Raw genomic sequence first — 14,631 nt, 5'->3', positions numbered from 1 at the left:
GATCGACCTCTACTTGGTCGCGGGCCTGAAGACCCACTTGAGGGGACATTACCTGACGAAGGGCTTGCGACGACCGAGCAACGCCGTACCGACCCGCACGTGTGTCGCGCCGTACGCGATGGCCTCCGCGAGATCCCCGCTCATGCCCGCCGAGACCATCGTGGCCCGCGGGTGCTGTTCCTGGAGGCTCACCGCCAGATCCCGCAGCCGGGCGAACGCCTTGGCCGGCTCCTCGCCCAGCGGCGCCACCGCCATGACGCCGCCCAGCCACACCCCTTCGGCCAGCGCGACCTCGTCGGCGAGCGCGAGCAGGTCGGCGGGGCGCACGCCGCCCCTGGCCGGGTCGTCGTCGAGCGCCACCTGCAGCAGGCAGCCGACGTCGCGGCCCTCGCGGACGGCCTCCTTGCTGATCGCCTCCACCAGCCTGAGCCGGTCGACCGAGTGGATCACGTCGGCGTACCCGACGACGGAGCGGACCTTGTTGGTCTGCAACTGGCCGACGAAGTGCCAGGTCAGGGGCAGCTCGGCGAGTTCGAGGGCCTTGGGTGCGGCCTCCTGGTCGCGGTTCTCGCCGACGTCGCGCACGCCCAGGTCCGCCAGGATGCGCACGTCGTCGGCGGGCCGCGTCTTGGTGACGGCGATCAGCGTGACCTCGCCCCGGTCGCGCCCCACCGCGCGGCACGCCTCGGCGATGCGCGCGTCGACCTCGGCGAGACCGGCCGCGATCTCGTCACTTCTCACGTGCCCCTCCCCTTCCTGCCCGCGGGTCGCCTTCGCCTGCCTGCTTGCGGACTTCCTCCGCTGACGGCCGTACGTACACGACGGCGCCGCTCCCGCGTCGCAGCGGGGAGCGGCGTCAGGCGGACGGCTCTTTGCCGGCTACTTGAGGAAGTCGGGAACGTCGAGTTCCTCTTCCTGCTCCTCGAAGATCACCCGAGGACGTTTGGCGGGCTCCGACATGCGGGAGGTGATGGGCGTGGGCGGGTTGGCGGGCTCGGGCGCGGGCCGAGGGATCGAGACGGGGCCGGACGGCTCGTCCGCGGACTCGTCGTCGGACCTCGAATCGCGCGCCGGGTCACGCAGCGAGTCCTGCGCCGCGGCCTGCACCGGCTCCACCGGGCGCACCGGCTCGGGCCTGGGTTCGGGGCGCGGCTCCGGCCTGAACTCCGTACGCGGCTCGGGCCTGAACTCGGCGCGCGGCTCGGGGCGGAAGTCGCCACGGGCCTCAGGACGCACCTCAGCGCGCGGCTCAGGGCGCAGCGCGGACGCCTCGGACTTCACGCTCGGGGACGACACGCTCGGCCGCGCAGGAGACGATACGGGCGGCGCGGCGGGCTGGGCGGCGGGACGGCCCGCCGGGCGGGGCAGTTGTTTCTCCGCCGGACCCGGCACGTCGTCGAAGCCGGCCGCGATCACCGTCACCCGCACCTCGTCGCCGAGCGCGTCGTCGATGACCGTGCCGAAGATGATGTTGGCGTCGGGCGCGGCGGCCATGGACACGAGCTGGGCCGCCTCGTTGATCTCGAACAGGCCGAGGTCGGAGCCGCCCGCGATCGACAGCAGCACGCCGTGGGCGCCGTCGATGCTGGCCTCCAGCAGCGGGCTGGAGACGGCCATCTCGGCCGCCGCCACCGAACGGTCGTCGCCGCGCGCGTGGCCGATGCCCATGAGGGCGGAACCGGCACCCGACATGACCGACTTGACGTCGGCGAAGTCGAGGTTGATCAGGCCGGGAGTGGTGATCAGGTCGGTGATGCCCTGGACGCCCGACAGCAGCACCTGGTCGGCCGCCTTGAACGCGTCGAGCACGCTCACCTGGCGGTCCGAGATCGACAGCAGCCGGTCGTTGGGGATCACGATCAGCGTGTCGACCTCGTCGCGCAGCGTCTCGATGCCCGCCTCGGCCTGCGACGCCCTGCGCCGGCCCTCAAAGCTGAACGGCCTGGTCACCACGCCGATGGTGAGCGCGCCCAGCGACCTGGCGATGTTGGCCACGACGGGGGCGCCGCCCGTGCCCGTGCCACCGCCCTCGCCCGCCGTGACGAAGACCATGTCGGCCCCCTTGAGGACCTCCTCGATCTCCTCACGGTGGTCCTCGGCCGCCTTGCGGCCGACATCGGGGTTGGCGCCCGCGCCCAGTCCGCGCGTGAGCTCGCGGCCCACGTCGAGTTTCACATCGGCGTCACTCATCAGCAGCGCCTGGGCGTCGGTGTTTATCGCGATGAACTCGACGCCCTTGAGTCCCTCTTCGATCATCCGGTTGACGGCGTTAACTCCGCCGCCGCCGATGCCGACGACCTTGATGACCGCGAGGTAGTTCTGCGGTGCTGCCACGACGAGGGGCCTTTCCGCTCGTTGACTTGCCATTTCGGTGCGGATTGTCTCCGCTTTTTGTCAGTTCGGGTAACTCTCAACCTCAGGTTGAGATTTAGATTTATGTCAACCTGAGGATTGATACGGACAGTAGGAGTTACGCTCCAGGCGGGTCAACTAACCGCGCCGCAAGCACGTCCGGCGTGTCGCGGGCTGTCCGTTTCGCTCCGCGGTCGCGCCTGGTCGCGGCCCTCCACTGCCGAAAGTCCGGCTTACAGGCTCTCACGCCGGGAGCCCCACCTCGCACAGGCTGGGCCATGCTCTTGCCCCGGGGTTGCCAGACCCTGACGATCACGATCACTTCAGGGTCACCACGTCGGGGGAACTGACGTCGTACAGGGTGACCGCTTTTTCTTTCTTGAGCAGCGAGCTGAGGATGCGGCCCTTCTCCTCCGGCCGGTCGGTGCCGCCCCAGATGACGGTACGGCCGTCCGACAGCTCCAGCGTCACGCCCTCGGCCGTGCCCGCGCGCACCTGCCTGACCTTGCCCGCCACCTCGCTCGGCACCGCCTGGATGACCTTGAGCGCGGCCATCATGGCCGGATCGTTCTGGACCGGGCGGTCGACCCTCAGCACCGGCAGCATGGGCGGGGCCGCGGACTCCAGCTCGATCACCACGCCCTGCCCGTCGACGATCGCCATCTTGCCGCCCGCCGGGATCGCGGCGACCGGCTCGCGCTCGACCACCTCGATCTTGAGCGTGCCGGGCCAGACCCGGTCCACCTTGGCGGTGGCGAGCTGTCTGATGCCCAGGACGCGGCTCTCGACGTCGGCCAGGTTCACGGTGGCGAGGGGGTGCAGGTCCGCCACGCCGGCCTGCTGCTCGATCCGCTCGCTCGGCACTGTGAGATTTCCCACGATCTCGATCGAACGGACCCCCAGCACGGGCGAGAAGAACACCAGCCACGCGGCCGACCCCACCACCCCCGCCGTCAGCAACACCAGGAACGCCGTGCGCGCCTTCATCGCCCTCCCACCAGAATGCGGCTCGTGTAGGCACCGAACCTACGCCGACCGGGCCCCGGCGCCCGCGCGCCACGCCCAAACGCGCCCGCGCCCGGACGGCCGGGATCCCCTGGCACACCGGCCGATCCGCCCCACGGGACAGGAGCCTTCCACCGGGGATCAGCGTGCGCCCGGCACCGGGCCGATCCCGAGGGCCGATCCCGGAGGCTGATCCGGGGAACGTCAGGAGAGCCGGGCGACGATCTGCGGGCCCAGCTCCGTCACGTCGCCCGCGCCCATGGTGAGCACGATGTCCCCCGGCCGCGCCCGCTCCGCCACCAGGCCGGGCACCGACGACCGGTCGGGCGCGTACGCCACCCGCTCGGGCGGCAGCGGCACCCGCCCCGCCACCATCGCCCCGGACACCCCGGGCTCCGGGTCCTCCCTGGCTCCGTAGACGTCGAGCACGATGGCCTCGTCGGCCAGCCCGAGCGCCGCACCGAACTCGTCGGCGAAGTACCGCGTGCGCGAGTAGAGGTGCGGCTGGAAGACCGCGATCACCCGCCCCGTGCCCGAATAGGACGCGACCACGTCACGCGCGGCCCGCAGGTCGGCGGCCAGCTCGGTGGGGTGGTGGGCGTAGCTGTCGAAGACCGCGATGCCGCCCGCCTCCCCCTTGGCCTCGAAGCGCCGCTTGGCCCCGGTGAAGGCGCCCAGGCCCTGCCTGATCTCCTCGAACGGCAGCCCCAGCTCATCGGCCACGGCGATCACCGCGGTGGCGTTGAGCGCGTTGTGGGCCCCGGGAACGGCCAGGCGTACCTCTCCCCTGCCCTCGATCGCGAACACGGTGCCGAACCCGTCGGGCCGGACGTCGCGCACCCGGTAGTCGTCACCGCTGAGGCCGTAGGACTTGACCCGCAGCCCCAGCTCCCCGGCCCGCCGCGCCAGGTCGGCCGAGCCCGGGTCGTCGGCGCAGACGATCAGCAGCGAGCCGACCCGCTCGGCGAACCTGGCGAAGCTGTCGTGCACCGCCCGCGGGTCGCCGTAGTTGTCGAGGTGGTCGGCCTCGACGTTGGTCACCACGGCGATGTCGGGGGCGAGCATGAGGAAGGAGCCGTCGCTCTCGTCGGCCTCGGCCACGAACACCCGGCCCTGCCCGTCGTCGGCCCCGAGGCCGGTGGTGACGAGCTGGCCGCCCACGCAGTAGGACGGGTCGGCGCCGCACTTCTGCAGCGCCACGGTGAGCATCGAGGTGGTGCTGGTCTTGCCGTGGGTGCCCGCGATGGCGACCGCGGTGCGCCCGGCCATGAGGGAGGCCAGCGCGGCGGCCCGCGGGATGATCCGCAGGCCCTGCTTGAGCGCCTCGCCCAGCTCGGGGTTGGAGTCGCGGATGGCGGTGGAGACGACCACGGTGTCGACGTCTCTGATGTGGGAGGCGGCGTGCCCGATCTGCACGGTCGCGCCCAGCTCGCGCAACTCGGTGATCAGCTCGGAGCTGCGCGCGTCGCTGCCGGTCACGCGTACGCCGCGCTTGAGCAGGATGCGGGCGATGCCCGACATGCCGGCGCCGCCGATGCCGATGAAGTGCACCCGCCCCAGCTCTTCGACGGCGACGGGATCGACCAGCTTGACGAGACTCATCGGGCTATCTCCAAGACCTTCCTGGCGAGCATGATATCGGCGTCCTTCCTCCCCAGCCGGGAGGCGGCCTCCGACATGACGGCGACCCGCTCGGGGTCGCGGAGGATCGGCAGCACGTAGCGGATGATCCACTCGGCTGACAGCTCGGCGTCGTCGACCACCAGGCCGCCGCCGCCCGCGACGATGCGGTCGGCGTTGACGCGCTGCTCGCCGGTGCCGTTGGGCAGCGGCACGTACGCGGCGGGCAGCCCGACCGCGGTCAGCTCCGCGCAGGTCAGCGCGCCGCCGCGGCACAGGGCCAGGTCGGCGGCGGCGTAGGCGAGGTCCATGCGGTCGACGTAGGGCAGCAGGACGTACTGCGGGTCGCCGGGCGGCGGCTCCTGCTCGACGGTGTTCTTCGGGCCCACCACGTGCAGCACCTGCACCCCGGCCTGGCGCAGCGCGGGCGCGGCGGCGATCGCGGCGTCGTTGATCGACCTGGCGCCCTGCGAGCCGCCGAACACCAGCAGCGTCGGCCGGTCGTTCTCCAGCCCGAACCAGGAGCGGGCCTTGTCGCCCATGGACAGCCGGTCGAGCGTGACGATGTCGCGGCGCAGCGGCGTGCCGATGTACTCGGCCTTGGGCAGCACGGGCCCGGGGAAGCCGCTGAAGACGTGGTCGGTCAGCCTGGCGCCCAGCCGGTTGGCCAGCCCGGGGCGCGGATTGGCCTCGTGCACGACGATCGGCACACCGCGCCGCTTGGCGGCCAGGTAGGCGGGCGTCGCGACGTAGCCGCCGAAGCCGACCAGGACGTCTGCCCTGACCCGGTCGAGTATGCCCACGGCCGCGTTGATCGCCCCGGCCAGCCTGCCCGGCACCGTGAGCAGGCTCGGGGTGATCGCCCTGGGCAACGGCACGGCCGGCACCAGCTCCAGCTCGTAGCCCCTGGCCGGCACGAGCCGCGACTCCATGCCGCGATCCGTGCCCATACAGGTGATGCCGACGCTCCGGTCAAGATGGCGCAGCGCGTCCGCAAGGGCGAGCGCGGGCTCGATGTGCCCGGCCGTCCCCCCACCGGCGAGGACCACCCTCATCTCGGTCACTCCCTAACGTGTCACTCGGCCTCTGGTCGTACGTCCCAGGCCAAGCCAGCTTAGGGCCCGGGCGGCCGGTCCGGGGCCACGAGCGGCCAAGGCCTCCCGCGCGCCGGGCTCGCGTTTGGCGAACGACAACAGCATGCCGAGCGCGGCGAGCGTGGGCAGCAGCGCGGACCCGCCGTACGAGACCAGCGGGAGTGGGATGCCGGTGATCGGCAACACGCCGAGCACGGCCCCCATGTTGACGGTGGCCTGGCCCACGATCCAGGCCACCATGGATGCGGCGGCGAGCCTGATGAAGGGGTCGCTGACGCGTACGGCCACCCGCAGCCCGGCATAGCCGAGCAGGCCGAACAGCGCGACCACCATCAGCGTGCCCATCAGCCCCAGTTCCTCGCCGACGATGGCGAAGATGAAGTCGCTCTCACCGTGCGGCAGCCAGCTCCACTTCTGCCGGCTGCTGCCGAGCCCGAGCCCGAACCAGCTTCCCGAGCCCATGGCGATCTGCCCCTGCACGGCTTGGTAGCCGGCGCCCTGGGCGTCGGCCCACGGGTTGAGGAACGCGCCGATGCGCGCCATCCGGTACGGCTCCACCTTGATCATGATGACCGCGGCGAGCACCGCCAGCGCCATGACGCCACCGAACAGCTTGACCGGCGCTCCCACCACCCACAGCAGTGACAGGAAGATCAAAAAGAGTACCAGCGTCGTGCCCAGGTCGCGCCCCAGCATGACCATGACGGCCAGGATCGCGGTGCCGGGCATGAGCGGGATCAGCATCTGCCGCCACTCGATGCGGCCCTGCCGCGCCCGCCTGGCCAGCAGGTCGGCCCCCCACAGCACCAGCCCGAGCTTGGCCGGCTCGGACGGCTGGACGGTCAGCGGGCCGATGTAGATCCACCGCTGCGCGCCCAGCTCGGACGAGCCGATGAACAGCACCATGACCAGCGCGATGATCGACAGCGCCATCAGCGGGTAGCCGGCCCAGCGGAAGAACCTGACCGGCAGCCGCGAGCACAGGTACATCACCGGCACGCCGATCGCGGCCGACAACGACTGCTTGATGAACCACGTGAACGGGCTGCCGGTCAACTCCAGCGCCTCGATGCTGGAGGCCGACAGCACCATCATCAGCCCGAGCGCGAGCAGCAGCGCGCTGCACATGATGATCAGGTAGTAGGTGGTGAGCGGCTTGTCGAGCAGCTCCTTCAGCGCGCCGAGCTGCTCGCGCGCCCAGCTTCCCGGGCCCTCCTGCGCAGCGGGTCGCTCCCGCTCCGCAGCGGGTCGCTCCCGCTCCGGGGCGGGCCGCTCCCGCTCCTCATCGACCGTGCTCACGCCGCGCCCTCAACCCGCGTACGGCGCGCGCGAAGGCCTCCCCCCGCGCCGGATAGTTGGCGAACATGTCCAGGGAAGCCCCCGCCGGGGAGAGCAGCACCGTGTCTCCTGGCGATGCCAGCCGGGCGGCTTCGGTGACGACCTTTTCCATCGCACCAGTGTCCCGATCCGCGATGTCCACCAGGGGGACATTCGGCGCGTGTCGCGCGATGGCTTCGGCGATCCGCGCGCGGTCGGCGCCGAGCAGCACCGCTCCGCGCAGCCGGGGGGCGGCCTGGCGTACCAGCTCGTCGACGTCGGCGCCCTTGAGCAGGCCGCCCGCCACCCACACCACCGACGGGTACGACGCCAGCGCCGCGGCGGCGGCGTGTGGATTGGTGGCCTTGGAGTCGTCGATGTAGTCGACCTCGCCGATCCGGTCGACGTGGGCCAGCCGGTGCGGGTCGGGCACGAAGTCGCGCAACCCCTGCCGCACGGCCTCCGACGGCACCCCGAGCGAGCGGGCCAGGGCGGCGGCGGCCAATGCGTTGGCCACGTTGTGCGGGGCGAAGGGGCGTATGTCCTCCAAGGTCGCCAGCTCTTCGGCCGCCTCGACCGGGTCGGCCACGAACGCCCGGTCGACCAGCAGGTCCTCCACCACGCCCAGCTCGCCCCGCCGGGGCACCCGCAGCGTGAACCCGACGGCGCCCGGGTAGGGGGCGGCCAGCCGGGTGGCCTCGGGGTCGTCGGCGTTGAAGATCACCGTGCCGGCGCGTTCGAAGACGCGGCCCTTCGCCGCGGCGTACTCCTCCATCGAGCCGTGCCAGTCGAGGTGGTCGGGGGCCACGTTCAGCACGGCCGCGGCGTGCGGGGCCAGCGTGGCCGACCAGTGGAGCTGGAAGCTGGACAGCTCGACGGCCAGCGCGTCGTACGGCTCGGCGACGGCCTGGACGACCGGCACGCCAACGTTCCCCACCGCCACGGCCTTGCGCCCGGCGGCCAGCAGGATCGAGGTGAGCATGCGTACGGCGGTGGTCTTGCCGTTGGTGCCGGTCAGCGCCAGCCAGGGCGCCGCCTGGGCGGGACGCAGCCGCCAGGCCAGCTCCACCTCGCCGACGACCTCGACCCCGGCCCGCAGCGCGGCGGCGACGAGCGGGTGGTGCGGCGCCCACCCCGTGGTGACCAGTCGCGTCGCACCCTCGGGCAGCGCCGGCTCCCCGAAGCGGGTCTCGACGCCCACCCTGGCCAGCTCGGCCGCGGCGGCGAGCTGCCGCTCGCCCTCCACGGCCTCGACGACCACGACCCGCTCGCCCCGCGCGGCCAGCACCCTGGCCACCGCGGTGCCGGACACGCCGAGCCCGGCCACACACGTGAGGTTCATGGCCTGGGCATCCATTCGACGTAGAACAGGCCGAGGCCGAGCGCCGCGCACAACATCGCGATCAGCCAGAAGCGGACCACGATCGTGGTCTCCGCCCAGCCCTTGAGCTCGAAGTGGTGCTGCAGGGGCGCCATGCGGAACACGCGTTTCCCGGTCAGCTTGAAGGAACCGACCTGGATGATGACCGACAGCGTGATGACCACGCACAGACCGGCCAGGATGATCAGCAGGAGCTGCGTACGGGTGGCGATGGCCAGCCCGGCCAGCACGCCGCCCAGGGCCAGCGAGCCGGTGTCGCCCATGAAGATGCGGGCGGGCGGGGCGTTCCACCACAGGAACCCGATGAGCGCCCCCAGCACGGCGGCGGCCACCACGGCGAGGTCGAGCGGGTCGCGTACCCAGTAGCAGTTGGGGCCGAGCTGGTCGATGCAGTTGTTGCGGAGCTGCCAGTTGCCGATCAGCACGTACGCGGCCAGCACGACGCCGGTCGCGCCGCTGGCCAGGCCGTCGAGGCCGTCGGTGAGGTTCACCGCGTTGGAGAACCCGACGATCATGATGAGGACCCAGATCGTGAAGCCGATCATGCCGATCGAGGGGCCGAAGTCGCGCAGGAACGACAGGCGGGTCTCGGCGGGGGTGATGCCGTACACGTTGGGCTGGCGTACGACGAGGAAGGCGAAGACGGCGCCGACGATGAGCTGGCCGAGCGCCTTGGCGCCGCTGCGCAGGCCGAGGCTGCGCTGCTTGTAGATCTTGATGAAGTCGTCGATGAACCCGACCGCGGCGAGCCCCGTCATCAGGAACAGCACCAGTCCGCCCGACACCGTGGGGGGTTCGAGCATGACCAGGTGGGAGGCGCCGTAGGCGAGCAGGGAGGCCAGCACGAAGACCGTGCCGCCCATGGTGGGGGTGCCGCGCTTGCCCTGGTGCTGCGGGCCCTCCTCGCGGACCTCCTGGCCGATGCCACGCCGCGAGAACAGCCGGATCGCCAGCGGGGTGCCCAGCATCGAGAGGATCAGGCCCACCGCACCGGCGACGATGATGTTGGTCACTGGGGGGCACCTCCGAGCACCAGCTCGGCCGTACGCTCCAGGCCCATGACCCTGGGCCCCTTGATCAGCACCGCGTCACCGGCCCGCAGCCACCCGACCAGCTCGGCCGCCGCCGCCTCGGCGTCGGGCACGTGGACGATCCGCGTCGGCTGCCCGTGGTACGCGGCCCTCTGGGTGCCTGGGGGCGGTGTTCCCTGCGCGGGTGGGGCGTGGGCCGTGCGGCCCGCCTGGGCGGCCCCCTGGACGGACTCGTGGGCTCCTGCCAGCACGTGCTGGGCGTCGGGCCCGGCCACGACGAGGACGGCCAGCCCGGCCGCGCCCGCCATGCGCCCCAGCTCGGCGTTGAGCGCGGGCCCCTCCTCGCCCAGCTCCCGCAGCGCCGCGATGACGGCGAAGCGCCGCCGCCCCCGCCCGAGCACCTCGAACGCCTGGAAGGCGGCCCGCATGGAGTCGGGGTTGGCGTTGTAGGCGTCGTTGACCACGGTCACGCCGTCGGCCCGGTCGGTGACCTCCATGCGCCAGCGGCTGGCCGGGGTGGCCTCCGACAGCTCCTCGGCGATCGTGGCCACCGGCAGGCCCAGCTCGTAGCCGGCCGCCGCGGCGGCCAGCGCGTTCTCGACCGCGTGCGCGCCGTACAGCTTGAGCGACACGTGCGCGGCACCCGAGGGCGTGCGCAGCGTGAACGAGGCCCGGCCCCTGGCGTCCATCACGACGCCCTCGGCCCTGATCGCCGCCTGCTCGCTCTGCCCGAAGTACGTGACCCGCGCCTCCGTGCGCGAGGCCATCCCGCGCACCAGCGGGTCGTCGGCGTTGAGCACGGCCACGCCCGAGCGCGGCAGCGACTCCACCAGCTCGCCCTTGGCCTTGGCGATGGCCTCCTTGCCGCCGAACACCCCCAGGTGCGCGGTGCCTACGTTGAGCACCACGCCGATCTGGGGCGGCGCGATGCGGGTCAGGTCCTTGATGTGGCCGATGTTGCGGGCGGCCAGCTCCAGCACCATGTAGCGGGTGTCGAGGTCGGCCCGCAGCACGGTCAGGGGATGGCCGAGCTCGTTGTTGAAGCTGCCGACGGGGGCGATGGTGGTGCCGATCCGGCCGGTGAGCCGGGCCAGCAGGTCTTTGGTGCCGGTCTTTCCCGCCGAGCCGGTCACGCCGATCACGGTGACCGCGGTCAGCGTACGGGCCTGCGCGGCGGCCAGCTCGGCCAGCGCGGCGGCGGTGTCGGGGACGATCACCGCGGGCCCTTCGACCGGCCGGCCGGCCAGCACGGCGACGGCTCCGGCCCGTACGGCCTGCGCGGCGAAGTCATGACCGTCGACCCGCGCGCCCTTGACGGCGACGAACAGGGATCCCGGTTCTACGGCCCGCGAGTCGATCACAACGGGCCCGCGCACCACCGCACGGGGATCTGCCATCCCCGACAGGGCGCCCGAGGTTATCTCGGCGATCCTGGCCAGAGGCAACGGGATCATTAGTGCTTCCTGCTTTCCTTACGTGCGTCGATCGCTTCGGCGACCACTTCGCGGTCGTCGAAGGGGATCACCTCGCCTGAAACGTACTGGCCCTGCTCGTGACCCTTGCCCGCTACGACGATCACGTCGCCGCGTCCGGCACGGGCGATCGCCAGGCCGATGGCGGCCGCGCGGTCGGGCTCAATGATCACATGAGCGCGGTCGTGCTGCGGAACGCGGAGCGCTCCCTCCATCATCGTCGCGAGGATGGCCAGCGGATCCTCCGAACGCGGATTGTCGCTGGTGAAAATGGCCACATCCGCCAGTTGGGTGGAGATTTCCCCCATGATGGGTCGTTTGCCCTTGTCGCGGTCACCGCCGCAGCCGAGCACGATCGTCAGCGTCCCGGCCGTGACCGACCGCAGCGAGCGCAGCACCGACTCCACGGCGCCCGGCTTGTGCGAGTAGTCGACGACGGCCTGGAAGTCGTCGCCGGCGGCCGTGACGCGCTGCATGCGCCCGGGCACACCGGTCAGCGTGCCCACGCCGTGCACCGCCGCCTGCAGCGGCACCCCGGCCTCGACGAGCGTCACGACGGCCCCGAGCGCGTTGGCCACGTTGAACGGGCCGGGCAGCGCGATCTGCGCGTCGGCCTCGACCCCGCCGGGCCCGACGATCCTGAACGCGCTGCCGTCGGCGCCGAGCCGGGCGTCCAGCGCCCGCCACTCGGCCTCCGGGTCGCCCAACGCCGAGAACCTGGTCATCGGCACCTTCGCCAGATGGAGCAGCTCACGCCCGTAGCGGTCGTCGATGTTCGTCACGCCGACGCGGCTCAGCTCGGGCTGGAACAGCTTCACCTTGGTCGCGAAGTAGTCGTCGAAGTCCTTGTGGAAGTCGAGGTGGTCCTGCGACAGGTTCGTGAACAAGGCGACGTCGTAGAAGACGCCGTCGATCCTGCCGAGCGCGAGCGCGTGGCTGGAGACCTCCATGGCGGCCGCCGTGACGCCCTCCTCGCGCATCAGCGCGAACAGGCCGTGCAGCTCCGACGCCTCCGGAGTGGTGAGCGTGGGCTGGAAGCGCAGCTCGCCCGCGTGGATCTCGACGCCGCCGACCAGGCCCGCCCGGTGCCCGGCGGCCTTCAGCCCGGCCTCGATCATGAACGTGGTCGTGGACTTGCCGCTGGTGCCGGTGACGCCGATGACCTGGATGTCGTGGGCCGGCTGGCCGTACACCCAGGAGGAGATCGGTCCGAGCAGGGCGCGCGGGTCGGGCACGATGAGCACGGGCAGCCCGGTGGCGACGGCCGCGTCGCGACCGGCGCGGTCGGTGAGCACGGCCACGGCCCCGCTCGCCAGCGCGTCGGCGGCGAACTCGGCGCCGTGCACCTGCTTGCCGGGCAGGGCGACGTAGAGGTCGCCGCGCCGGACGTTGCGGGAGTCGATGGTGACGCCGGTCAGGGCGGCGTGAGGTGACCGCGACGTGCCAGAATCGGCATCGAGCATGGTCGCCAGCCCGGTCAGCGGGCGAGGCGGGCTGGTCGTGGGACGCATAGACGACGGGGGACGCACGGCGAGAGCGTACCTTCCCTGGTCACTGTCCCGCGCGCGCACGCACCGGCGGCGCGGCGGAGCCTGTGGGAGGAATCTTCTTGCTCTTGATGGCGAACGTCATCACATCCTTGAACACGGGGGCCGCCAACTGTCCGCCGAAGTGGCCGTTCTTCGGGTTCTGCAACACCGAGAGCACCACCAGCCGGGGCTGGTCGGCCGGCGCGAACCCGACGAACGAGGCAGTGTAGCCCTGGTATCGGCCCAGCTCCGCATCGTAGCGGTTGGCCGTGCCCGTCTTGCCCGCCACCCGGTATCCGTCGATGGCGGCGAGCTGGCCCGTGCCCTCCTCGCCCACCGCGCTCTCCAGCATCGTCGTGATCTCCTTGGCCGTCGTCTCACTCACCACCCTGGTCTGCTTACCGGCGGGAGCGGGAACGAACCTGCCCGTCGCGTCGGTGGTGCCCGCCACGATCCGCGGCTCGATCTTGACGCCGCCGTTGGCGATCGTCTGGTAGACGCTGGCCATCTGCAGCGCGGTCACCGAGACGCCCTGCCCGTAGGCGACCGTGCAGTTCTGGCTGCCGGACCACTTGCGGTAGTCGGGCAGCAGACCCGCCTCGGCGCTGGGCACGCCGCCGCCGGGCGTGGTGCCGAAGCCGAACGCCTTCAGCATCCCGTACAGCTTCTCGCTGCCGATCTTGCGCGCCGCCATCACCGTGGCCACGTTGCTGGACTGCGCCATGGCCTGGCGGAACGTCATCGCCTCCACCTCGTGCGCGTGGGCGTCGCGCAGCACCTGGTCGGCGCACTTGATCCGGTCGGGCACCCGGTACACCGTGTCGGGCGTGACCGCCTTGGCCTCCAGCGCGGCGGCGGCGGTGATCACCTTGTTGGTGCTGCCGGGCTCGAAGACGTCGGCGGCGGCCTTGTTGACGTAGCTCGACGCCGGGGCCTTGCGCCAGTTGTTCAGGTCGAGTTCCGGCGCGTTGGCCATGGCGACGATCTGGGCCGTCCGCACGTCCATGACGATCACGGTGCCGCTGTCGGCCCCGGCCTCGCGTACCTGGTCGGCGATCGACTGCTGGGCGGCCCACTGGATGTCGCGGTCGATGGTCAGCCGCACGTCCTGCCCGTCGACGGGGGCGGTGCGCTGGCTGCTGGTCATCGGGATGCGCTGGCCGTCGCGGCCGGTCTCGACGCGCTGCTCGCCGTCGCGGCCGGCCAGCACCGAGTTCTTCGCCTGCTCCATGCCGCCCAGGCCGTTGCCCTCGTCGCCGACGAACCCGATGAGGCTGCCCGCCAGGTCGCCCGCCGGGTAGAGGCGGCGGTAGGTCTTCTTCGCCGACAGCGCGGGCACCTGGGTCTGGAACAGGCGGGTGGCCACGACCGGGTCGACGTCTCTGGCCAGGAGCTGGTAGTGGGTGCCGGTCTTGGCGAGCTTGGCGGCGATCTCCTGCTCGTCCTTGCCGAGCTGCTGGGCCAGGAGCTTGGCCACCTCCTGGCGTACGGAGGCGGGGACCTTGGTCGGGTCGATCGACACCTCGCGGGCCTCGACCGTGAGGGCCAGCTCATGACCGTTGACGTCGGTGATCGAGCCGCGCTTGGCCGGGATCGTCTCGACCTGCCGGCGCTGGACGGCGGCGGCCTCCTCGTACACCTTGGAGTCGAGGCCCTGCATCTGGATGAGCCGCCCTGCGAAGATCGACAGGACGAACGTCATGCCGATGAGGCCGATGTTGATGCGCCTGCGCGGGCTGCCCAGCCGCAGCATGAGCGGCGGCCTGGGCGGGCGCGGCGGCGTGGGGGGACGGCGCGGCCCCCGTGGCGGCGGCACCTCCGCGCCACGGC

Annotated in this window: 11 protein-coding genes; all 11 read right to left on the bottom strand. The window is 71.9% G+C overall.

What is annotated here, in order from left to right; translation table 11 throughout:
* Positions 1 to 48: 48 nt before the first annotated feature.
* Positions 49 to 741, bottom strand: coding sequence for a YggS family pyridoxal phosphate-dependent enzyme (locus ABD844_RS41930; RefSeq protein WP_344891557.1), 693 nt, complete (start codon positions 739 to 741; stop codon positions 49 to 51).
* 138 nt (positions 742 to 879) lie between these two features.
* Complete coding sequence (gene ftsZ, locus ABD844_RS41925; RefSeq protein ID WP_344891554.1) at positions 880 to 2,334, bottom strand: cell division protein FtsZ; 1,455 nt, start codon at positions 2,332 to 2,334, stop codon at positions 880 to 882.
* A 336-nt stretch (positions 2,335 to 2,670) separates the two neighbouring features.
* Complete coding sequence (locus tag ABD844_RS41920) at positions 2,671 to 3,339, bottom strand: cell division protein FtsQ/DivIB (RefSeq protein WP_344891551.1); 669 nt, start codon at positions 3,337 to 3,339, stop codon at positions 2,671 to 2,673.
* Positions 3,340 to 3,561: 222 nt separating this feature from the next.
* Positions 3,562 to 4,959, bottom strand: coding sequence for a UDP-N-acetylmuramate--L-alanine ligase (gene murC / locus ABD844_RS41915; RefSeq protein ID WP_344891548.1), 1,398 nt, complete (start codon positions 4,957 to 4,959; stop codon positions 3,562 to 3,564).
* Entirely contained in the window at positions 4,956 to 6,032 is a 1,077-nt protein-coding gene (gene murG / locus ABD844_RS41910; RefSeq protein WP_344891545.1) for an undecaprenyldiphospho-muramoylpentapeptide beta-N-acetylglucosaminyltransferase, read from the bottom strand. The genes murC and murG overlap by 4 nt, the downstream gene beginning before the upstream one ends.
* A 12-nt stretch (positions 6,033 to 6,044) precedes the next feature.
* Positions 6,045 to 7,370: a putative lipid II flippase FtsW gene (ftsW, locus tag ABD844_RS41905; protein ID WP_425568741.1), complete on the bottom strand. Its 1,326-nt coding sequence runs from the start codon at positions 7,368 to 7,370 to the stop codon at positions 6,045 to 6,047.
* On the bottom strand, positions 7,354 to 8,730 hold the full coding sequence (gene murD, locus ABD844_RS41900; RefSeq protein WP_344891541.1) for a UDP-N-acetylmuramoyl-L-alanine--D-glutamate ligase: 1,377 nt from the start codon (positions 8,728 to 8,730) through the stop codon (positions 7,354 to 7,356). The genes ftsW and murD overlap by 17 nt, the downstream gene beginning before the upstream one ends.
* Positions 8,727 to 9,782 (bottom strand): phospho-N-acetylmuramoyl-pentapeptide-transferase, encoded by a 1,056-nt coding sequence (gene mraY, locus ABD844_RS41895; protein ID WP_344891538.1) that lies wholly within the window; start codon positions 9,780 to 9,782, stop codon positions 8,727 to 8,729. The genes murD and mraY overlap by 4 nt, the downstream gene beginning before the upstream one ends.
* Entirely contained in the window at positions 9,779 to 11,254 is a 1,476-nt protein-coding gene (locus ABD844_RS41890; RefSeq protein WP_344891535.1) for a UDP-N-acetylmuramoyl-tripeptide--D-alanyl-D-alanine ligase, read from the bottom strand. The genes mraY and ABD844_RS41890 overlap by 4 nt, the downstream gene beginning before the upstream one ends.
* Positions 11,254 to 12,783, bottom strand: a complete 1,530-nt coding sequence (locus ABD844_RS41885) for a UDP-N-acetylmuramoyl-L-alanyl-D-glutamate--2,6-diaminopimelate ligase (protein WP_344891532.1) — start codon at positions 12,781 to 12,783, stop codon at positions 11,254 to 11,256. The genes ABD844_RS41890 and ABD844_RS41885 overlap by 1 nt, the downstream gene beginning before the upstream one ends.
* 40 nt (positions 12,784 to 12,823) lie before the next feature.
* The gene (locus tag ABD844_RS41880) at positions 12,824 to 14,554 is read right to left on the bottom strand and encodes a peptidoglycan D,D-transpeptidase FtsI family protein (protein ID WP_486348549.1); all 1,731 of its coding nucleotides are present in this window, start codon (positions 14,552 to 14,554) and stop codon (positions 12,824 to 12,826) included.
* Positions 14,555 to 14,631 lie beyond the last annotated feature (77 nt).

The organism is Nonomuraea antimicrobica, assembly GCF_039536965.1.
Taxonomy (GTDB): Bacteria; Actinomycetota; Actinomycetes; order Streptosporangiales; family Streptosporangiaceae; genus Nonomuraea; species Nonomuraea antimicrobica.
Note: the sequence above shows the minus strand (reverse complement) of the source record. Positions and strands in the feature narration are given on the sequence as shown.

Excerpts from the sequence above, each read along its gene's own strand:
- ABD844_RS41920 (WP_344891551.1), bottom strand. The coding sequence starts at position 3,339 with ATGAAGGCGCGCACGGCGTTCCTGGTGTTGCTGACGGCGGGGGTGGTG.
- murC (WP_344891548.1), bottom strand. The coding sequence starts at position 4,959 with ATGAGTCTCGTCAAGCTGGTCGATCCCGTCGCCGTCGAAGAGCTGGGG.
- murG (WP_344891545.1), bottom strand. The coding sequence starts at position 6,032 with ATGAGGGTGGTCCTCGCCGGTGGGGGGACGGCCGGGCACATCGAGCCC.
- murD (WP_344891541.1), bottom strand. The coding sequence starts at position 8,730 with ATGAACCTCACGTGTGTGGCCGGGCTCGGCGTGTCCGGCACCGCGGTG.
- ABD844_RS41890 (WP_344891535.1), bottom strand. The coding sequence starts at position 11,254 with ATGATCCCGTTGCCTCTGGCCAGGATCGCCGAGATAACCTCGGGCGCC.
- ABD844_RS41885 (WP_344891532.1), bottom strand. The coding sequence starts at position 12,783 with ATGCGTCCCACGACCAGCCCGCCTCGCCCGCTGACCGGGCTGGCGACC.
- ABD844_RS41880 (WP_486348549.1), bottom strand. The coding sequence starts at position 14,554 with ATGCTGCGGCTGGGCAGCCCGCGCAGGCGCATCAACATCGGCCTCATC.